The organism is Flavobacterium chryseum, from assembly GCF_004362015.1.
GTDB lineage: Bacteria > Bacteroidota > Bacteroidia > Flavobacteriales > Flavobacteriaceae > Flavobacterium.
The window spans coordinates 14,964-35,140 of record NZ_SNWW01000006.1 but is presented as its reverse complement, the minus strand read 5'-3'; the positions used below and the strand labels follow the sequence as shown (position 1 = coordinate 35,140).

Annotated in this window: 20 protein-coding genes; 8 read left to right on the top strand and 12 right to left on the bottom strand. The window is 32.9% G+C overall.

Features of this window, described 5'->3' with window-relative positions:
* Positions 1-78: 78 nt before the first annotated feature.
* Positions 79-1,035, bottom strand: a complete 957-nt coding sequence (locus tag EV143_RS12635) for a helix-turn-helix domain-containing protein (RefSeq protein WP_133508302.1) — start codon at positions 1,033-1,035, stop codon at positions 79-81.
* A gap of 326 nt (positions 1,036-1,361) precedes the next feature.
* Between EV143_RS12635 and EV143_RS12630 the strand changes: the two genes are divergently transcribed.
* The 4 genes from EV143_RS12630 to EV143_RS12615 all read left to right on the top strand — a co-directional run bounded on the left by EV143_RS12630 (position 1,362) and on the right by EV143_RS12615 (position 5,533).
* Positions 1,362-1,772: a cupin domain-containing protein gene (locus tag EV143_RS12630; protein WP_133508301.1), complete on the top strand. Its 411-nt coding sequence runs from the start codon at positions 1,362-1,364 to the stop codon at positions 1,770-1,772.
* 208 nt (positions 1,773-1,980) lie between these two features.
* Positions 1,981-2,898, top strand: coding sequence for an alpha/beta fold hydrolase (locus EV143_RS12625; RefSeq protein WP_133508300.1), 918 nt, complete (start codon positions 1,981-1,983; stop codon positions 2,896-2,898).
* A gap of 68 nt (positions 2,899-2,966) precedes the next feature.
* A complete protein-coding gene (locus EV143_RS12620; protein WP_133508299.1) occupies positions 2,967-3,485 on the top strand; it encodes a RidA family protein in 519 nt (172 codons plus the stop codon).
* 296 nt (positions 3,486-3,781) lie between these two features.
* Positions 3,782-5,533, top strand: coding sequence for an alkaline phosphatase D family protein (locus EV143_RS12615; protein WP_133508298.1), 1,752 nt, complete (start codon positions 3,782-3,784; stop codon positions 5,531-5,533).
* A gap of 150 nt (positions 5,534-5,683) precedes the next feature.
* Here the strand turns inward: EV143_RS12615 and EV143_RS21980 are convergent, their stop codons facing one another.
* The 5 genes from EV143_RS21980 to mnmE form a co-directional block, all read right to left on the bottom strand.
* Positions 5,684-6,160, bottom strand: a complete 477-nt coding sequence (locus EV143_RS21980) for a helix-turn-helix domain-containing protein (protein ID WP_317128073.1) — start codon at positions 6,158-6,160, stop codon at positions 5,684-5,686.
* A gap of 8 nt (positions 6,161-6,168) precedes the next feature.
* The gene (locus EV143_RS21975) at positions 6,169-6,588 is read right to left on the bottom strand and encodes a hypothetical protein (protein WP_317128072.1); all 420 of its coding nucleotides are present in this window, start codon (positions 6,586-6,588) and stop codon (positions 6,169-6,171) included.
* A 14-nt stretch (positions 6,589-6,602) separates the two neighbouring features.
* Positions 6,603-6,956, bottom strand: a complete 354-nt coding sequence (locus EV143_RS12605) for a hypothetical protein (RefSeq protein WP_133508297.1) — start codon at positions 6,954-6,956, stop codon at positions 6,603-6,605.
* Positions 6,957-6,976: 20 nt separating this feature from the next.
* Entirely contained in the window at positions 6,977-7,756 is a 780-nt protein-coding gene (locus tag EV143_RS12600) for an SDR family oxidoreductase (protein ID WP_133508296.1), read from the bottom strand.
* A gap of 194 nt (positions 7,757-7,950) precedes the next feature.
* Entirely contained in the window at positions 7,951-9,351 is a 1,401-nt protein-coding gene (gene mnmE / locus EV143_RS12595; RefSeq protein ID WP_133508295.1) for a tRNA uridine-5-carboxymethylaminomethyl(34) synthesis GTPase MnmE, read from the bottom strand.
* Between the two features lie 183 nt (positions 9,352-9,534).
* Here mnmE and EV143_RS12590 point away from each other — a divergent pair, with 183 nt between their 5' ends.
* Both EV143_RS12590 and EV143_RS12585 read left to right on the top strand, forming a co-directional pair.
* Complete coding sequence (locus EV143_RS12590; protein ID WP_133508294.1) at positions 9,535-10,368, top strand: universal stress protein; 834 nt, start codon at positions 9,535-9,537, stop codon at positions 10,366-10,368.
* A gap of 69 nt (positions 10,369-10,437) precedes the next feature.
* Entirely contained in the window at positions 10,438-12,210 is a 1,773-nt protein-coding gene (locus EV143_RS12585; RefSeq protein WP_133508293.1) for a MutS-related protein, read from the top strand.
* A 136-nt stretch (positions 12,211-12,346) separates the two neighbouring features.
* Here EV143_RS12585 and EV143_RS12580 read toward each other — a convergent pair whose 3' ends face one another.
* The 6 genes from EV143_RS12580 to EV143_RS12555 form a co-directional block, all read right to left on the bottom strand.
* The gene (locus tag EV143_RS12580; protein ID WP_133508292.1) at positions 12,347-12,976 is read right to left on the bottom strand and encodes a DsbA family oxidoreductase; all 630 of its coding nucleotides are present in this window, start codon (positions 12,974-12,976) and stop codon (positions 12,347-12,349) included.
* Between the two features lie 385 nt (positions 12,977-13,361).
* On the bottom strand, positions 13,362-14,480 hold the full coding sequence (dnaN, locus tag EV143_RS12575; RefSeq protein WP_133508291.1) for a DNA polymerase III subunit beta: 1,119 nt from the start codon (positions 14,478-14,480) through the stop codon (positions 13,362-13,364).
* A gap of 106 nt (positions 14,481-14,586) precedes the next feature.
* Positions 14,587-16,272 carry a gliding motility-associated ABC transporter substrate-binding protein GldG gene (gene gldG, locus EV143_RS12570; protein ID WP_133508290.1) on the bottom strand — a complete coding sequence of 562 codons (1,686 nt, stop codon included), beginning with the start codon at positions 16,270-16,272 and terminating at the stop codon, positions 14,587-14,589.
* Positions 16,272-16,997, bottom strand: a complete 726-nt coding sequence (gene gldF, locus EV143_RS12565; RefSeq protein ID WP_133508289.1) for a gliding motility-associated ABC transporter permease subunit GldF — start codon at positions 16,995-16,997, stop codon at positions 16,272-16,274. The genes gldG and gldF overlap by 1 nt, the downstream gene beginning before the upstream one ends.
* A gap of 164 nt (positions 16,998-17,161) precedes the next feature.
* Positions 17,162-17,458, bottom strand: a complete 297-nt coding sequence (locus EV143_RS12560) for a putative quinol monooxygenase (RefSeq protein ID WP_133508288.1) — start codon at positions 17,456-17,458, stop codon at positions 17,162-17,164.
* A 188-nt stretch (positions 17,459-17,646) separates the two neighbouring features.
* Positions 17,647-18,474: an SAM hydrolase/SAM-dependent halogenase family protein gene (locus EV143_RS12555; RefSeq protein WP_133508287.1), complete on the bottom strand. Its 828-nt coding sequence runs from the start codon at positions 18,472-18,474 to the stop codon at positions 17,647-17,649.
* A gap of 179 nt (positions 18,475-18,653) precedes the next feature.
* Between EV143_RS12555 and EV143_RS12550 the strand changes: the two genes are divergently transcribed.
* The gene (locus EV143_RS12550; protein ID WP_031456209.1) at positions 18,654-19,601 is read left to right on the top strand and encodes a PhoH family protein; all 948 of its coding nucleotides are present in this window, start codon (positions 18,654-18,656) and stop codon (positions 19,599-19,601) included.
* Positions 19,602-19,740: 139 nt separating this feature from the next.
* Positions 19,741-20,103 (top strand): DUF1801 domain-containing protein, encoded by a 363-nt coding sequence (locus tag EV143_RS12545; protein ID WP_133508286.1) that lies wholly within the window; start codon positions 19,741-19,743, stop codon positions 20,101-20,103.
* The last annotated feature ends 74 nt before the right edge of the window (positions 20,104-20,177 follow it).

The window sequence follows — 20,177 nt, the reverse complement described above, 5'->3', positions numbered from 1 at the left end:
GGGCATTATTGGTGCTCTCCTTTCTTTATTATTTTCAGGTTCTCTAGCAATAGTAAAAAATTAATAATAATTTAAGGACTATCTGTTTTTTTGAAACGATTTTGGCTTGGTCCCGATATGCTCTTCAAAAACTTTGGCAAAGTGACTTAAATTAGAAAATCCCATCTTAAAGCCAACCTCTGAAACAGTCATTTTATTTTCTTTTAGTAATCTTGCAGCTTCTTTCATTCTGAACTTTTGGTAATAGCTAAACAAACTGTCTCCAAAAATTTGTTTAAACAATCTTTTAAATTTTGATTCGCTCATTCCTATTTGGAAAGCCAGGTCTTTTATAACCGGAGGCACAGCAATGTCATTCAAAATTGTATCTCTCACTTTATAAATTTTTTGAACATCGATTTGGTTCAGTGCGTGCGTAGTAGGATTTTCTCTTTTAAAAAGCTCTTTTAAAGTCAGGCATATTAATTCTTCGGCTTTGATTTTATAAAAGAAATCGGTCAGGGAATCGGGAATGTCAGCCTGAATAATTTCAATTGCCACCTGCTGAATTTTTGGCGAAAGTAACTCTTCAAATAAAATCGACTGTTCACTGGTAATGATATTTCTGAAAAATTCATTATCATGATTCAATCCTAAAGTTTTTGCTAATTTGTCTGAATCAATTCCGATAAAAATAGAATTGAACTTAGTTCTGCCAGGATAGAATGTTTCAATATTAAGTTTTCCTTTGAAAATTTGCATCGAAGGAAGATCACCTGAATATTTTTCTTTTGAATCTGCATCAGGAAAAATATTATTAAAAGAAAATAGGATTCGATTCAGTGTATTTTGGTTTCCAAATCTTTTAGCAAGCAGATTGTCATTAAACTCATAAAAACGGACGAGCATATTTATTGAATTGTCTAATCTAAAGCCCCTTAAATACCCTTTTCCTTTATTTTCGGGTATTACTAATATTCCATTTTTTACTTCAGTACCTAATAAATCGGCAAAACCCGATAACAAACTGAATTCTTCCTTTAAACTTATTTCCATTTAAAATTGACCTTTTAGAGCTATTATGGTGTCAAATGTAGCTATTTTAACGCCTATTGATTAGATAAATTTGTCAAAAAATAATAATACGTATCAAAAGTAAATCATTATAAATGCCAATGTTAAATCACTTGCAAAGGAATATAGAAAGGTGACTGCCATAATCAGCTAAATTGTTGAATTAAACTGATGACAATCCCGCTTTTGTCCAGTTCACTGTTCAGTTTGTCCATCTAAGCAAGATTGCAATTTAAAGGCAGGTGATGTCGTGCTACTTTTGACAAAGAAATTAACAAACTAAGAATTAAATAAATAAATTAAACAACATGAAAAATTTAAATTTTGCATCAACAACAGTTTTTGCCTTCAGCCTTTTAGCATTGATTATTTCAAGTAATGCTTCTGCCCAGCAATCAGGAATAAAACGCACTGATTTACAACGTTACGATCTTTCTGTTCCCGGATATGAAACGGTTCAGGCACGCATCGATTTTGAAGCTCACTCCGCATTTGGCAAACATTCTCATCCGGGCGAGGAAGTGATATATGTGCTTGATGGGCTATTAGAATATGAAGTGGAAGGTCAGGCTCCGGTAACATTAAAAGCAGGTGAAGTACTTTTTATTCCGGCAGGAGTTGTTCATGCTGCAAGAAATAACAGCCATGCAAAAGCTTCAGAGCTGGCTACTTATGTTGTAGAAAAAGGAAAACCGATTCTGGTAATGAAAAAGGAATAATACTATTGAAGAGCCGCATTTAAGTTCAATTGCATTCCGCTGCTAATGCCATAGGAATATCTACATATTAAATAGTTATAAATAAAATTTATTATAGTTAAAAATTATTAATTTGATTTATAATCAAGAAAAAAGCAATTTTGTCCTGTCAATAAGTAATGACAGAAACAAAAATCGAAATCTTAAAATAACAATTAAACTAAAAGAAATGAAAACCAATTTAAAAACAATCGTAACAACAAGCCTAGCTATTTTTTTATTAGCAGTAGCAACTGCATTCTCTCAAAGCCAAAGAAAACCGGCAAGTTTAGGAAGAGAAGAATATATCGAAGTAGAAAAAAATGTAAAATTGCATGTAACAGATTTAGGAGAAGGAAAACCGGTAGTGCTAATTCACGGATGGCCTTTAAGTGATGCCATGTATGAATACCAATATGCAGAGCTTATCCAAAAAGGCTACAGAGTGATCGGAATCACCTTAAGAGGCTTTGGATTATCAGACAAACCTGGTGGAGCTTACAATTACGATGTGTATGCAGATGATATAAAAGTGATATTGGACAAACTTAAAATTGAAGGAGCTACAATTGGCGGATTCTCAATGGGTGGGGCAACAGTGATTCATTACGTGGCCAAATATAATGCAGCCCACGTTTCTAAACTGGCTTTGTTTGGTGCAGCAGCTCCACTTTGGACAAAAAGGGCCGATTTTAATTATGGTTTCTGGACCAAAGAAGATGTAAACGGGCTTATAACACTTAATAATACAAACAGACCACAGTTGTTTGAGAATTTCGGAAAGATTTTCCCTGCCAATGATACAAGCGTAACTGCAGGACAGGGTGCATGGTTAGGTACTATTCAGGCACAGGCTTCTCCTTATGCAATGGCGGAATCTATGAAAGCACTTCGTGATACTGATTTGAGAGAAGATTTGAAAAAAATCAAAATTCCAACTCTTATCCTTCACGGTACTCAGGACAAAATCTGTTCTTATGAATTAGCAGAACAAATGCACAAATCAATTGCTAATTCAACTTTGGTACCATTCGAGAAAAGCGGTCATGCCTTGTTTATCGAAGAGCTTCCAAAATTTAATGCAGAGTTGATCAAATTCATAAAATAAATAAAACATAAATCAGAAAGCTGTCTTTTAAGATGGCTTTCTTTTTATAAATACTGAAACAGGAAGCGATGAAAAATATAATAGCCCTTGCATTGTTACTATTGAGCTTTAATTTGTTGGCACAGACTCCGGAGCAAAAATTAAATCAGCTGGGAATTAAGTTACCACCACTATCGGAAGCTTTAGGAAGTTATGTTGATATGGTCAGGGTTGGAAATTTGGTTTATCTTTCAGGAAGAGGACCGCTTAGAGCAGATGGAAAGTATATAACCGGTAAAGTTGGACGTGATCTCAGTACCGAGGAAGGATTTCAGGCCGCCAGGTTAACGGCTATCAATCAGCTCGCAATTCTTAAGCAGGCTTTTGGAAGTCTGGATAAAGTAAAACGAATAGTCAAAGTGAACGGTTATGTAAATACTGCCGACTCGTTTACGGAGCAATCAAAAGTAATGAATGGTTTTTCTGATTTATTAATTGAAGTGTTTGGCGAGCAGGGCAGGCATGCACGTACTTCCATAGGTGTCTTTACACTTCCGCAGAACATGGCAGTAGAAGTAGAAATGATTATCGAAATGAATGATTTGTAACAGACTGAAGTTGTTTTTTTAATCTTTTTTACCGGAATATTGCTTATTAACATTCAAAGTGTTCTTGCAGATCACACGCCTACAATTATATAAAAACTATTTGTCATTCATTTGAAAAGCTATTTTACCGATGAAGACTTTAATATTCAAAAAGGAATAAATTCAAGTTTAAAGATCTCAAACAGCTCGATAATTTATTATAGTAAATAGATTGTTAATATTAATGAAAGGTAATATTAAAAATGCCGTAACTTGAGTTGTAATTTTTAATTGTTTTTTTGACATAAAAATTTTTTATGGAAAATAACAATGATTTAAGCAGAAGAAGGTTTCTTAGAAATTCTTTATTGGTTGCCGGAGGAGTTTTCATCGCGCCACTTATTGAAAGCTGCAGTGACGATGATAAAACGGCTAACAGCGGTGCACCAGATGGAATGAAAAATGAAGGGTTTGAGACAGGAGTAGCCAGTTTTGACCCTACTGAAACAGGAGTGATTATCTGGACAAGATATTCAGCAGGTTCAGATGCTGAAATTACCTGGGAGTTAAGTAAGGATGCCGCATTTTCTGAAGTAACAAGAAAAGGGCAGGCCGCAGCATCTTCTGCAAATGATTTTACAATAGCTGTAGATGTTCAGAATATTTCTTCCAATACAAAATATTATTATAGATTTTATAATGCCAAAACCAAACAGGTAACTGTTACTGGAGAAACGCGCACGCTTCCGTCTAAAACAGATACTGTAAATGATGTAAAAATGGCTGTTGTTTCCTGTTCTAATTTTCCAGCCGGACTTTTCAATGTGTATGGAGCGATTGCTTCTTCAGATGCCGATGTAGTGGTTCATCTTGGAGATTATATTTACGAATATGCACCAGGACAGTACGGAACAAATCCTTTTACAAATCCGTTGGGCAGAGAACATAAACCAGCCAGAGAGATTACAAGCCTTAGCGATTACAGAGAACGATACAGACAATATAGAGGAGATAAAAATCTTCAGCTTCTTCATCAGAAAAAACCTTTTATATGTGTCTGGGATGACCATGAGTTTGCTAATGATTCTTATAAATCTGGTGCAGAAAACCATCAGCCGGCCGAAGGAGATTTTCAAATGAGAAAAATGGCCGCTTTTCAAGCCTACAGCGAATACATTCCGCTTAAAACAGGAAAAGATCTTAGAATTTACAGAAGTTTTAATTTCGGTAATATTCTTTCGCTTTATATGATGGATACCAGAGTTATAGCAAGAGATAAGCAGATGAGTTATGCTGATTACATTGATAATAGCGGAAATTTTGACCAGACAAAATTTAGAACAGATTTATTAAGCACCAGCAGAAAATTAATCGGAAGCGAACAAATGACTTGGCTGGGAACACAGATCAATGCAGATACTGCTAAATGGAAAGTATTGGGTCAGCAGATCCTGATGACAAAAATGCTGATTCCTGCAGAGCTGCTGATGCTTTTGAACCAAGTTTTAGCAGAAGTGGATTATTTCGGAAGTGCACAGCTAGCGACCATGCAGGCTCTTATTAGTGCAATCTCTGAACTTGTTGTTATTAAAATGAGACATAAGCAAAATGATCCTTCGTTAACTGCTCAGGAAATTGCGAGAGTTACGACAACTTTGCCCTATAATCTGGATGCCTGGGATGGTTATTTTGCAGAAAGAGAACAATTGTATGCGATACTTTCTGGAAAAAATGTTGTGGTTTTAGCCGGAGATACGCATAATGCATGGATGGGTAAACTTACTGATATGCAGGGAAATTATATAGGAACTGAAATAGCGTGCAGTTCTGTTTCATCACCAGGATTGGAAGCTTATCTTGGAATTACCGCAGACCCTTCAAAAGCGATAGAATTAGCGCAAGCATTTGCAGTACTGATAGATGATTTAGAATATGCAAATTTGTATAAACGAGGATATTCGTATCTTAAATTTACATCATCTGGTTCTGAAGCTGAATGGCGATTTGTAGACAATGTAACAACGGAAACTACCACTACTATTACAGAAAAAAAATATACGATAGCATAGAAATATCATTTGACACTAATTGAATTTTTTTCAGAAGTGTCAAAGAAATGAGTGAATTAAATCGGAACAGGAGTAATCTTGTTCCGATTTTTTTATCTTAAAATTAAACTCATCAATTATATTGAAGAATTAAAAATTGTATTTCAAAATTTAATTAAAAGATTGGCGAAACTTTAGTGGACTTTGATTTGTCTTTGCCTTAAATAGTTTGCTGAATGATTGAGGATGTTCAAAACCAAGCTGATAAGCAATTTCGCCGATAGATAATTCGGTTGTCGATAATTTTTCTTTTGCTTTCTCAATTAATTTTTCGTGAATATGTTGTTGTGTTGTTAACCCAGTGAGCTGTTTAAGCAGGCTACTCAAATATTTAGTAGAAATGTGTAAGCTCTCAGCGATGTATTCGACCGTTGGTAAGCTATTTGAAATTAAATCCTCATTATTGAAATATTCCGACAGTAAATCTTCCACCTGAATTAGCAATTTACTATTAGTTATTTTTCGGGTAATAAATTGTCTTTGATAGAAACGTTCAGCGTAATTCAGCAACGTTTCAAGATGAGAAATGATAATATCCTGACTAAATTTATCAATGTTTGAATTATATTCGTTTTGAATATTTTTCACTATATCATTTATAATGGTTTCTTCTTTGTCGGAAGAAACAATGCTTCGTTAGTGGAATAACCAAAATATTCATAATGTTTAATTTTTTTAGCCAGTGTCGTATTCCACAAAAAATCAGGATGAATAAATAACATCCAGCCTTCAAGGTTAGCAGGGACTCCATTTTCTTCTCCACGTAAAATTTGTCCCGGTGAGATAAAAGCCATTAACCCTTCATCAAAATCATATTTTTGTTGGCCGTAAATAAGTTTGTCGCAACCCCTTTTAATTGAAATAACGTATAACTCAAATAATACGGAATTTACATCTGAACTTTTCAGTTCCGATAAATTTATTAATCCAATGAGCGGATGCTGTGGTTTAGGAAGTCCCATTAGGCGATGTATTTCTGTAATGGATTCTATCCTGTAAGGTTTTGAGTTTGTCATTTCACAAAGTTAGTTTAATTTTTAAAGGGATATTTCAGCCAGATCAGAATTAAGGGTATCATCAAAAAGGGAATTTCTATCAATGCTATTTTGTAATTTCCTGCTTTGAGGGATAATGCAATAATAAGAAGAATTATTATTGCATTTAAAACATTTCCAAAGAAGAATGTTTTAGGAATCAGTTGTAAAACTGCAACTACAATGGTTAAAATTCCAAGGTAAGGAACAAATGATTCATTGATGCCTAATTCTGACATCATTTTAATTGACTGGGGATTATTTTTGTAGTTAAATGTATCCCAGCCGTGCTTTAAATTTAGTAATACTGAAACTAACAATAGTACCAACGAAATTATATTTTTTATCATTTTAGTATTTAATTTGAATGTTATTTTTTATTTAGTTCAATAAATTTTTCAAACTCTTTATGTCCAAACTTTAAAAGTAAATTTGGAGCAATTCTGCTTAACAATTTTATTAAACTGACCAATTTAGGTTTGAGTTCATGTTTATTTTTTAAAAGTCCTTTTATGGCAACCTCAATCAGTTTGTCAGCATTCATCATCATCCCGGGACTTGGCTGCATAACCCAATTGTTTTGAAGATTCGTATTAACGCCTGGCGGTATCAGTTCAAAAACCTTTACGTTCGTGTTTTCCAATTGCAATCGCAATGCTTGGGTGTAAGCATGAACGCCTGCTTTTGCGGCACTGTAAATTGGTGCTGAAGAATACGACAAAAATGCGATAGCCGAAGAAACATTGATAATTGCAGCTGATTTTTGTTTTTGCAAATGTGGCAAAAACTGATGGACCATCTGAACGGTCCCTGTAAGATTGGTGGCAATTTCACGGTTTATATTTTCCAAATCCAATTTCGTATCCTGCAAATCTATCAGCCTCATAATTCCTGCATTATTAATGATAATGTTCAATTCGGGAAATTCTCGAATAACATCTTTGTAAAGTTGTTCAATCTCATTGGGCTTACTGACATCGCTTTGAAATATATGAATTTTTGGATATTGTTTTTTGGTGTCATACAATGCTTCGAGATTGCGGCCTGTAACTATAATATTCGCCTTTTGTTCGGTAAGTTGTTTTACAAATTCCAAACCTATTCCACTTGTTCCGCCTGTTATTAATACAGTACTGTTTTTTAATTCCATATTTCTATTTGTTTGTAATACAAAATTGCAACAACATCAAAAAATGGATTTAGCCATAACACCTAATATCGTAGTCAAAAAGATAATGTACTTAGTTATCCAAAAGAAAAAGGAATAAAAAAAAAGAGTTAAAATATTGTTTGTCAATAATTTAACTCTTTTTTTTTATGGTTGTTTTGCGATATTTTGTCGTGCTATTTCCCAATACAAAAATTAGCAAAAATATTCCCAAGTAATTCGTCATTAGAAACCTGACCAGTAATAAGACCAAATTGGTACAAGGCCTCACGAATATCGAGTGCAATTAAATCACTTGAAAGATTAGTTTCAAGTCCAAATTTTACTTTTTGTATTTCATCCAAAGCTTTTAATAAAGAATCATAATGTCTTGTATTGGTGACAATAGTTTCATTATTTCTTAAGGCTCCGGTATTTACAAACGAAAGCAATTGATCTTTTAATTCTTCCACACCTTCTTTATTTTTTGCACTCAGGAAAATTTGTTTCAGGTTTAAAGTTTCAAGTTCCTGACGTGTATTTTGAAGTTGTTCCTGACTAAGCTGATCTATTTTATTACAAACAATTAAAATTTCTTTTAAGGGATATTTGTTTTTTATTTTCTCAATTTCAATTATAAACGAAGCACTCGAAACCTGAAACTTTAAACTATCCATAAGATAGATAACGAGCTGCGCCTGTTCTATTTTTTCGAAAGTTTTTTTGATTCCGATACTTTCAACTACATCTTTGGTTTCACGAATTCCCGCAGTATCAATAAATCTGAAACCAATTCCACCAATAACCAACTCATCTTCAATTGTATCTCTGGTTGTTCCCGCAATGTCAGAGACAATGGCTCGTTCTTCGTTTAATAAAGCATTTAACAATGTCGATTTACCAACATTTGGTTCACCAACGATCGCAACCGGAATTCCGTTTTTAATTACATTTCCAACTGCAAATGAATCGATTAAACGTTTTAATACAAATTCAATTCTATTTAATAATTCATGAAATTGAGTTCGGTCAGCAAATTCTACATCTTCTTCGGCAAAGTCTAATTCTAATTCAATTAAAGAGGCAAAATTTAAAAGCTCTTCGCGTAATTTGGCAATTTCATTACTAAAACCCCCACGCATTTGCTGCATTGCAATTTGGTGAGATGCTTCATTATCAGACGAAATCAAATCGGCAACAGCTTCTGCCTGCGACAAATCAAGTTTTCCGTTTAAAAAAGCTCTCAACGTAAATTCCCCAGCATCAGCCATTCTACAGCCTTTTCTCAATAACAATTGAATTATTTGCTGTTGAATATAAGTCGATCCGTGGCAGGAAATTTCGATTGTATTTTCTCCGGTATAGGAGTTCGGACCTTTAAAAACCGAAACCAATACTTCATCAAGTGTTTTTGAATCATCAACAATATGACCCAAGTGCAAAGTATGCGTTTTTTGTTTGGTTAAGTCCTTGTTTTTTATTGATTTAAAGACAGAATTTCCGATAGTAATTGCTTCAGAACCTGAAATTCGAATTATGGCAATAGCTCCAGCTCCGGAAGGTGTTGCCAATGCAACTATAGAATCTTGATTTATCATGGTGCAAAGGTATAAAAAAAGGCACAAAGTTTGAAATCGATGTTGTCCTGAAAAGTGAGATTTAAGAAGTAAAAAGGCTATTTATAAAAGGAAAAATTAAATGTTAAATTACTGATAATTATCAGAGTAGTTTGTTTTTAGAATGATTAAATTTGAGAGAATAACTTTATAACCTGAAACAAAATGAAAAAGATATTAGTACCCACGGATTTTTCTGAAGCTGCAACAAATGCTTTTGTACATGCTTTAGAATTTGCTAAAATTGTTAATGCAGAACTTATTTTGCTGCATACATTTGAAATTCCGGTTTATGACAGTCAGTTTTTCCCTGAAAATTATGCATCAATATATAGCTCGATAGAATTGTCAAAATTTGAAGTATTTAAAGATGAAATTCCAAAACTGCGAACCATTGCGATGGAACGTAACTTAGAAGATATTGTTATAAAACACCGTTTGATGGATGGTGATCTTATTTATAATTTAAAAAATGCCGTCGAAGAAGATAAAATAGATTTTGTAATAATGGGTACCACGGGCGTTTCTGACTGGACAAAATTTTTCCTCGGATCTAATACCAGTTCTGTAATTTCAGGAGTTGAAGTTCCTGTTTTATGTGTTCCTATCGACGCAAAGTGCAAAAAAATAAAAACTATCGGATTTACGACGCGTTACCGTGAAAAAGATAAAAAAGAACTGCGTAAAGTTTTGCAAATAGCCCAAAAAACAGGTGCTAAAGTAAAAAGTTTGTATGTAAAAAATTCTCATTCAGATGTTGCAGATATTACTATTAAAGAATGGGAAGTAGAGTTTGCCAACGACAATGTAGAGTTTTTAGTCCTTCCGAGCGATAATGTAAAAGAGACTATTATCGATTTTATTCTGTATAAAGACATAGACGTTCTGACCACAATAACTCATAAAAAATCTTTTTTCGAAAGCCTTTTTGATTCAAGTTTTACTCAAAAAATAGCAAAACAAGTTTCTGTGCCTGTTTTAGTTATGCACGAGAACTAAAATTCAGTCTTTTTTTACTATTGATTTTATGATTCAAAACCTATATTTGTATTTCATCAAATCAATAAAATGAATTCATATCAAGATAAAGTCGCGCATTATTCTGAACTTTTTAATAAAATCAATAAAAGGTACAATAGCATAAGTATTCTACGTTTGTTAAGTGTTTTTTTATGTTTGTTTTTGCTGTTTTATTACATCAAAACAAATGAAATTCTTTACGTAGCTTTTGCTTTTCTGTCTTTTGTTGGTTTTGTTTTTTTAATGCGTATTCATTCGCGTTTGTCATTTCAAAAACAAATTACTACAGCACTTTTAAAAATAAATGAAAATGAAATTTCATTTCTAAAAAGAGAAAAACTTCCTTTTGAAAACGGAATTGAGTTTAATGATTTTCATCATCCGTATGCGTATGATTTAGATATTTTTGGCGAACATTCATTATTTCAAAACTTAAACAGAACAGCCACTTTTATCGGAAAAAAAACATTGGCTAATCAGTTGCTCACACAGTTTTCCAATGAAATTATTTTAGAAAATCAAGAAGCAATTAGTGAACTAAAATCTAAGATCGACTGGAGACAGGATTTTTTAGCGCTTGCCACTGTCAGTAATGACACGAAGAATTCTTATGATTCGATAATGTACTGGAAATCATTTCAAAATAATTCACTACCTAAAGTTTTAATTGCGCTTTCGCTTATTATGCCAACTTTATTTTTTGGTCTTTTAATCGCTTATTTAATAACTTCAAAAACAATATTATTATCGTATTTGACTTATGTTTTTATTGCCAATATGATTGTTTTAGGAAAATCATTAAAACGAATTCAATCTGAAATTGCCCAGGCAGATAACGTTGATAAAATTATCAAGCAATACAGTTTATTAGTTCGGAAAATAGAAACTGAAAAATTTCAATCAAAAAAACTAATTGATTTACAACAGCAATTGCTTTTTAAAAACACTGCTGCCAGCGCGCATTTAAAACAACTCTCGGAATTGTTTTCCAGAATGGACACGATTAGCAATTTTGTTACAGCAATTGCGTTTAACGGTACATTTTTATTTAATCTTCATGTTTTAAGAGCACTTTTGAAATGGAAAGAAAATTATTCCGACGAAATCGAAAAATGGATTAACATCATTGGTGAATTCGAAGCTTTGAATAGTTTGGCTAATTTGGCCTATAATAATCCTGATTTTGTTTTCCCTGAAATTAATTCAGAATACAAAATTGGGTTTAAAGATTTGGGTCATCCACTGTTAAATCCACTAACGAGAGTAGGGAATGATACGCATTTTTATCCTGAATCCTTTATGATTTTAACGGGCTCAAATATGTCTGGAAAAAGTACTTTTTTAAGGAGTTTAGGCGTAAATATGGTTTTAAGTGGAATTGGTTCTGTTGTCTGTGCTTCAGAAGCTAACATTCATCCATTGCCAGTTTTGGTTTCAATGCGATTATCAGATTCTTTAGCTGATAGTGAATCTTACTTTTTTGCCGAAATTAAGCATTTAAAACAAATTATGGATGCTCTCGAAGACAAACCTGCTTTTGTGTTATTAGATGAAATTTTAAGAGGAACAAACTCTGATGATAAACGAAACGGAACAATTGAAGTAGTGAAAAAGATTATCGCCAAAAAAGCAATTGGAGCCATCGCGACGCACGATATCGAAGTGTGCCTGACAACAAATGAATATCCTGATATTCTAACGAATCAATGTTTTGAAGTTGAAATTCAAAACAATGAACTTCATTTTGATTATAAACTCCGCAATGGAATCTGTAAAAATAAAAGCGCCACTTTTTTGATGAAGAAAATGGGAGTGATTTAGAATTTTAGATTTTAGATTTTAGATTTTTGATTTCGTGTGTCATTCTGAGCGAAGTCGAAGAGCGCAAAGTAACCACAAAGTGAAAAATCTAAAATCTAAAATCTAAAATCTAAAATCTAAAATCTAAAATCTAAAATTATTTCTGTACTTCTCGAATCGTATTCACAAAAGCTTCAACAGGCTGTGCCCCGGAAACGGCATATTTTCGATCAAAAACAAAAAAAGGAACTCCTTGAACACCAATTTCCTGTGCTTCGCTAATATCTGCTTTTACGTCTTTTAAAAACAAGCTTTCATTCTCTATAACTTCTTTAACTTCATTTGAATCTAAACCAGCTTTAACAGCCAATTCAATTAAAGTTTCAGAGTTGTTTAAGTCTCTACCTTCAGTAAAATAAGCTTTAAAGAAAACTTCTTCCATTTCATCGCCTAATTTTTTGGTTTTGGCCAGTTGTATGATACGATGCGAGGTTAGAGAATTTGAAATAATAGCTTTATCAAAGTGATAGTCTAAACCAACGCTTTTTGCGCGTTCTACCACACCTTTATGCATTTCTATTGATTGCTCAACTGAAATTTCTTTTCGTTCAGCTAGGAACGTATAAACATCTTTTCCTGATTGCGGCGTAATAGTTGGGTCAAGCTGAAAACTTTTCCACTCAATTTCAAATTCACCATTTGGAAATTCAGCTAAAGCTGTTTCCAGTTGTCTTTTTCCGATATAACAAAACGGACACATGATGTCCGACCAAATTTCTATTTTCATAATACAAAGTTAAGTAAAAATTTGTTTCAGGTTTCCAATTTGCCTGCATTGTGTTTTTCTACCGCAAAGTCACAAAGGTTTACGCGAAGTTCGCAAAGTTTTTACACAAAGCTTTGCGTTCTTCGCGTTTGTGAATACAGTCTGAGTAAAAAAACTTTTGCGAACTTCGTGGTAAAAATCTACACAAGCCTTAATAGCATTTCAACCTGAAATCTGAGACTTGAAACAAAAAAAATCCTCAAAATAAAAAACCGCAATTCTCTTGAAAGAATTGCGGTTTCTAGGTATAAAAAATGGTTGGTTAATAGCGATGTTTTTTTTTTACAATGATATGTCTTTAATCTGAAACTAAAAAAAATCCCTGTAACAAAAAGAAGTTTTGATGTTAACTATTTAACATTACAGGCATTACCAACATAGTAACAGTTTCGCCTTCTTCTAAACCATCAACTGGTGTAAGAATCCCGGCTCTGTTTGGTAATGACATTTCTAACATAATCATGTCAGATTGTAAGTTAGTCAACATTTCTGTTAAAAAACGAGAGTTGAAACCAATTTGAAGATCATCTCCTTGATAATCACAAGTTAGTCTTTCCTCAGCTTTGTTTGAGTAATCGATATCTTCTGCAGAAACATTTAATTCAGCTCCGGCAATTTTTAAGCGAATTTGGTGTGTAGTTTTGTTTGAGAAAATCGCAACACGACGAACTGAACTTAAAAATAAAGAACGATCAATCATTAATTTATTTGGATTTTCTTTTGGAATTACCGCTTCATAGTTTGGATATTTTCCATCAATTAAACGACACATCAAAATATAATTATCAAATGAGAAAGTCGCATTCGAATCGTTGTATTCAATTTTTACTTCAGCATCAGAAGTTCCTAAAATACTTTTTAAAATGTTTAAAGGTTTTTTAGGCATAATAAAATCTGCAACCTGAGATGCTTTTACATCTGTACGAGCGTATTTTACCAATTTATGAGCATCTGTTGCAACAAATGTTAGACCTTCTGGAGAGAACTGAAAGAAAACACCGGACATTACCGGACGTAAATCATCATTTCCTGCAGCAAAGATAGTTTTGCTTACAGCAGTTGCCAAAATATGAGCAGGAACAAGTGTTACAGACGGATCTTCAAGGTGTACTGATTTTGGGAATTCTTCTCCGGCAGCATATGCTAATGCATATTTTCCTGAGTTTGAGCTAATTTCGACTGTATTGTTTTCTTCAACTGTAAAAGTTAAAGGTTGTTCCGGAAACGTTTTCAAAATTTCAAGCAAAAGTTTTGCAGGCACAGCCACGCTTCCTTTACTTGTAGAATCAATTGATAATGTAGCAGACATTGTAGTTTCAAGATCTGAAGCCGAAACTGTCAATTCATTGTTGTCTAGTTCAAATAAAAAGTTATCTAAAATAGGCAACGTATTGTTACTGTTAATTACACTACCTAAAACTTGTAATTGTTTTAATAAGTACGAACTCGATACTATAAATTTCATCTCTTTTGTTTTATTTTTTTCTCTTTTCCTTAGTTTTTCTTCCACTAAGATAGATTTTACAAATATATCGCAAACAATTTTAGTATTGCAATTTTTTTATTAACATCTATTTGCTATATTTTCTTTTGCGTATGTAGGTAAAAGCCAATCCAAAAACCAATAAAATTAGAATTGGAAGTCCGATAGTTATGAATTGTGTAAGACTATAATTTTCGTAAACTTTTTCCTTATCTAATAATGGCAATTCTAAATCTTTGCTTCTAATGTTAATAAGTCCGGTATCATCCAGTAAATAATTAACGCAATTCATCATAAAATCTTTATTATCATACAGGTTTCCTGTGCGCTGATCATAACCTAATTCAACCGGCATCAGGTTTTTATCTAATTGATTTCTTGCTAAATCTCCATCAGAAATTACAATCATTTTTGTAGGTTTTCCTTTTGCCTGAAATGAATCTTCTTTGAAAGGTAAAACGCGATTCTCAAAAACGGAATGAAAACTTCCTTCTAATAAAACAGCTAAAGGTAAATTTCCTTTATTTATATAATCCTGAGGAGAGGTTTGCTCTGTTACGATGTTCAAATTAACTTCAACCGGAGTTCCAATTTTTTTAGAATATTGAGAAGATTGCAATAGAACCGTTTTTTTGATTCCGTTTTTCAAGGTGTCAATCGGATTTGCGAAATCGAATTTTATTCCACCTAAATTTTTTACAATTGGATGTTTGCTCGTTGGATACACTTGTGGAGCATATTTCCAGATAAATTCCTGATATTGTGTGGCGCTTCCTTGCTCACCTGTGGCTAATTTTATCGGACTTCCTTGTTCGTCTTTTATTAAATCGGGATTAATTCTAAATCCATATTTAAAGAACATATCATTCAAATTCAAATCTCTCGGATATGCTAAAGTTGCTCCGGATTGATTGTATAAACTGTCCATATCGGCCGCAACCTGATCGATTAACCACAATGTTTTTCCGCCATTCATGATAAACTGATCTAAAACCTGTTTTTCTTCGTCAGAAAAAGTTTCAGTTGGTTTTGAAATAATCGCAAGATCATATTTCTTCAAAGCCTCTAAAGTTCCTGTCGCATTTTTAGCAACAGAGTCTAATGTAAAAGGCCCGATATAATAGCTTTCTTTAATTTGCTTCAACATATTGGCAATGTGAACTTCATGTAATTCGCCATTTCCTTTGATGATCGCAACTTTCTTTTGTCTGTCTTTGCTGATTTTATTAATGGCATCGGCAATTGAATATTCTAAATGCTGAATTGATCCAATTACTTTTTGCGTAGTCGAAGCGCCCATTATGTTTTTCAATAATGGAATATTAACTTCTTTATTGTTGTAAACTGCAACAGCCCACGGGAATACCATTGCCTGCGATTGTTTTCCTTTATCGTCAACCGTAATGTTTATTGGTGTAAGTCCTTTTTGATAAAGCGATTTTACGACGGCCATACTTTCGTCTTCGTTTTCCATCGGATTTACAAATTCGAAAACAATATTGCTATTATAAGCCTGAAATTCTTCTAATAATTGTTTGGTTTCCTGTTGCAAACGTCTGAAATCTGCCGGCAAATCACCTTGCATATAAATCTTAATCGACAACGGATTTTTAACCTGTTTTACGATTTGTAAAGAAGTTTCAGATAATGTATATCGCTTGTCTTTGGTTAAATCAAATCGGTGGAAAAACAAACTTCCTAGAACATTTAAAACGATTAAAACGAAAACGGTAATACCTAACGTTTTGATATTTTGTTGAGTAGATGCTTTCATTACGCTTTAAAAGATTTTAATTGATAAACAGTAAAAGACAAAAACAAAACCGTGATACTTAAAAAATAAATAACATCACGAGTATCGATAACGCCCCGACTCATACTTTTAAAATGATCCTGCATACCAAATGCTGAAATAAGGGTTGAAGATCCCGGAATTAATGTAGCCAATGCTTCAAAACCAAAATAAAAAACAAAGCATAAAAAAACGGCAATGATAAAAGCCACAATTTGATTTTCTGACAGGGTAGAAGTAAAAATTCCGATAGCAGAATAAGCAGCGATTAAAAACAACAAACCGAAATAAGAACCAATTGTGCTTCCCATATCGATATTTCCTTCAGGAGAACCCAAATTCGAAAGTACTTTTACATATATAAATGTGGGAACAATTGCTAAAATAATCAATAATAAAGATCCTAAAAATTTTCCGTTTACGATTTCCCAAATCGATAATGGTTTGGTTAAAAGCAATTCTAATGTTCCTTGTTTTTTTTCATCAGAGAAACTTCTCATCGTTACGGCCGGAATCAGAAAAATTAGAATCCAGGGCGCCAAAGTGAAAAACGGAGTCAAATCAGCATAACCTGTATTTAAAATATTGTAATCTCCTTCAAAAACCCATAAAAATAGTCCGTTGCTAATTAAGAAAATAGCAATGACCAAATAGCCAATAGGAGAGCCAAAAAAGGATTTTATTTCTCGTAAAATGATTGATTTCATTTATTTTTTGTTTAATCGTTTATTCGTTTGAATAGTTTATCTGTTTCAGTTTTCAGGTTCTTCCAGATTTGCGAACTTTGCATTTTGTAAAAACCTTGTAATATAATCGTAGCGTTCTTTGCGGTTAAATTTTTTCAGTATTAAAACCAGTATAGTAAATTAATTTAAACTAAAGAAACAATTTTATCGACGCTCCACGCTTCTGGTTTTGCATTAAAGAGTTTTTTTGTAAAATCCCAAACGCTATTAAAAAGTTCAGATTGTCTGTAATTTTCTAAGTCTTCTTCGGTTTCCCAATAACTGTATGTAAAAAATATGCATTTGTCATTTTTGTCCTGATACAATTCTAAAAAACGATTTCCGTCTGCATTTCGTATTTTGTCTTTTACGGTTTCAAAATTCTCCAGAAAATCAGGAATTTTTTCTTCGTGAAAACTCATTTTTACTATTCTGACAAACATCTTTGTGATTTTAGATTTTAGATTGTTGATTTTAGATTTTTGAATGTCTAAAGATTCTTCAGGTGCGCAAAAATACCAAAATTGATTGTTCTTTTTAGGAAAATTTTAAAATTCCAATTATGAAAATTCCAAATTCCAAATTCCCGCAATTTTTGAATCTGAAATCAACAATCTGAAATCTAAAATATTTAAAGAAACTGAACCGTAATTACATCGCGATAATTCAATCCCAACAAACTATTTGCAGAACCAACTTTTGAAGGATTGCCTCTAAAAATGGCAATTTCAAGAAATCCGGCTTCGTTAAAAATAGCCAGTTTTTCTCCTTCGTATGTTTTTATTGGGTATTTTTCTGAAGTTGCAATGGCTGAATAATTTGGCAGAATGGTTTTGATGCTTTTGGGTTTCATTACAATTTCGTACGGACGGCCTTTTGCTACTTCTATAAATTGCTTTTTAGAAATATTAGTCACAATGTTTCCGAGATGATCGATATAAATTACATATCCTTTTAGCGAATTTCCATCGTTTGAAACCACTGCCTGTAATTCGTTTATTTCCTTAATTCCGGAAACTTCTCTTCCAATCACATTCAATAAACCGCCTTTTGCAATATGGCAGGCGACTTGTATAAAAATATCCAGATCGCTGAATTCACTAGGAAAACGATCGTGAACATTAATTTCGACAATTTTTTGCGGAACAATTTTTTGTGTAAGCATACTTAAAATGCCATTATCGGCACAAATAAAGTAATGATCGTTCCATTCCATAGCAATATGCTGATTCTCTTTATTACGTTCGATATCAACTCCAATTAAATGGACTGTTCCTTTTGGAAAACTTAAATAAGATGCCCCGATAATATAGCTTGCTTCGGCTGTATTAAACGGGTCTATATCATGTGAAATGTCAATTATTTGAGCCTCTGAATATTCAGATAAAATTTTACCCTTTAGCGAACCCACAAAGTGGTCTTTTAAGCCGTAATCAGTAGTAAGGGTAATTATTGACATAATTTTGTTTATAACTATTGGTAGTTTTTAAATCTAATTTTCATTAAATTTGAGATATGCAAATCTAGTAATACTAAATACAAATTGAAAGAAGAAAAGACAATTTGCATTTAAAGATAAAACAACCCGACAACATAGATTTACAAAACAAATTTAATTTTAATTTAAAACTACCTCATTTGAACGAAAGAATAATCGAGCTAATAGACATCGCTCCAAAAGACTTTTGGGGCGCTCAGGACACTCATCTTGAAATAATTAAAAAGTACTACCCAAAGCTTAAAATAGTAGCAAGAGGGACGACTTTGAAAGCATTTGGCGAAAAAGAAGTTTTAGATGAATTCGAGAAAAGATTTCAGAGGCTGATGCTTCATTTTACCAGATACAACAACATTGACGATAATGTAATTGAACGCGTAATTATGGATGGTCAGGATGAAAAAAAATCATACGATCATGACAAAATATTAGTTCACGGAGTTGGCGGTAAGATTATTAAAGCCATGACGCCAAATCAACAATTATTGGTAGATACCATCAAGAAAAATGATATGGTATTTGCAGTTGGACCAGCAGGAACCGGAAAAACCTATACAGGTGTGGCAATGGCCGTAAAAGCACTGAAAGAAAAGGAAGTAAAAAGGATCATACTTACACGACCGGCAGTAGAAGCAGGAGAAAACCTTGGTTTCCTACCCGGTGATATGAAAGAAAAACTAGATCCGTATATGCAGCCTCTTTATGATGCTTTGCGCGATATGTTACCCAACGAAAAGCTCGAAGATTACATATTAAAAGGAATTATTCAGATTGCGCCATTGGCATTTATGCGCGGACGTACGCTTGATAATGCCTTTGTAATTCTGGATGAAGCACAAAATACAACACACTCGCAAATGAAAATGTTTTTGACCCGTATGGGAAAAAATGCCAAATTCATGATTACGGGTGATCCAGGACAGGTCGATTTACCACGCAGAACTATTTCGGGTTTGAAAGAAGCTATTTTAGTTTTGAAAGACGTTGACGGAATCGGGATTATTTATCTTGATGATAAGGATATCGTGCGTCACCGATTAGTGAAAAAGGTAATTGATGCTTATAAACAAATAGAGAATCACGATTAAGTTTTTATTTAATGAAATGTCAAATGTAAATCGTAAAATGTGTTTTGATGTTTAATGATATTCGTTTTATTCATGTTCTTTTTAGAAATGTGTAAAACGAATATTTTTTTTGAATTTACTCTTTTTAAACTTTATATAAATGAAACAACTAGATGATTTTTACCTAAACCAGGAAGAACCTATAAAAGAGACACTTCTTGCATTAAAAGAAATCATTCTAAAACAAGACCAAGACATCACAAATGTCCTTAAATATGGAATGCCATTTTTCTGCTATAAAGGAAAAATGTTTTGTTATTTATGGATTCACAAAAAACTCAAGCAACCTTATATCGGAATTGTAGAAGGAAAACACTTTGATGAATCTTTTTTAATTCAGGAAGATCGATCGAGAATGAAAATTATGTTATTTGATTCTGATGAAGATTTGCCATTAGAAAAGATAGAAATGGTTTTGCAGAAGGCATTGAATTTGTATAAATCTGGAATTATTAAAGTTTAAATTACCAATAATTTACTTTTTGAAGAAATAGTTAAATATATAATAAACTTGTGTCATTTTAGGCTTTCATGCCT

Coding starts and splice junctions, on each gene's coding strand:
- gldG (WP_133508290.1), bottom strand. CDS start 16,272: ATGAAAGCATCTACTCAACAAAATATCAAAACGTTAGGTATTACCGTT.
- EV143_RS12625 (WP_133508300.1), top strand. CDS start 1,981: ATGAAAACCAATTTAAAAACAATCGTAACAACAAGCCTAGCTATTTTT.
- EV143_RS12620 (WP_133508299.1), top strand. CDS start 2,967: ATGAAAAATATAATAGCCCTTGCATTGTTACTATTGAGCTTTAATTTG.
- EV143_RS12605 (WP_133508297.1), bottom strand. CDS start 6,956: ATGATAAAAAATATAATTTCGTTGGTACTATTGTTAGTTTCAGTATTA.
- EV143_RS12555 (WP_133508287.1), bottom strand. CDS start 18,474: ATGTCAATAATTACCCTTACTACTGATTACGGCTTAAAAGACCACTTT.
- dnaN (WP_133508291.1), bottom strand. CDS start 14,480: ATGAAATTTATAGTATCGAGTTCGTACTTATTAAAACAATTACAAGTT.
- EV143_RS21975 (WP_317128072.1), bottom strand. CDS start 6,588: ATGACAAACTCAAAACCTTACAGGATAGAATCCATTACAGAAATACAT.
- gldF (WP_133508289.1), bottom strand. CDS start 16,997: ATGAAATCAATCATTTTACGAGAAATAAAATCCTTTTTTGGCTCTCCT.
- EV143_RS12545 (WP_133508286.1), top strand. CDS start 19,741: ATGAAACAACTAGATGATTTTTACCTAAACCAGGAAGAACCTATAAAA.
- EV143_RS12580 (WP_133508292.1), bottom strand. CDS start 12,976: ATGAAAATAGAAATTTGGTCGGACATCATGTGTCCGTTTTGTTATATC.
- EV143_RS12615 (WP_133508298.1), top strand. CDS start 3,782: ATGGAAAATAACAATGATTTAAGCAGAAGAAGGTTTCTTAGAAATTCT.
- EV143_RS12600 (WP_133508296.1), bottom strand. CDS start 7,756: ATGGAATTAAAAAACAGTACTGTATTAATAACAGGCGGAACAAGTGGA.
- EV143_RS12560 (WP_133508288.1), bottom strand. CDS start 17,458: ATGTTTGTCAGAATAGTAAAAATGAGTTTTCACGAAGAAAAAATTCCT.
- mnmE (WP_133508295.1), bottom strand. CDS start 9,351: ATGATAAATCAAGATTCTATAGTTGCATTGGCAACACCTTCCGGAGCT.
- EV143_RS12635 (WP_133508302.1), bottom strand. CDS start 1,035: ATGGAAATAAGTTTAAAGGAAGAATTCAGTTTGTTATCGGGTTTTGCC.
- EV143_RS12590 (WP_133508294.1), top strand. CDS start 9,535: ATGAAAAAGATATTAGTACCCACGGATTTTTCTGAAGCTGCAACAAAT.
- EV143_RS12585 (WP_133508293.1), top strand. CDS start 10,438: ATGAATTCATATCAAGATAAAGTCGCGCATTATTCTGAACTTTTTAAT.
- EV143_RS12630 (WP_133508301.1), top strand. CDS start 1,362: ATGAAAAATTTAAATTTTGCATCAACAACAGTTTTTGCCTTCAGCCTT.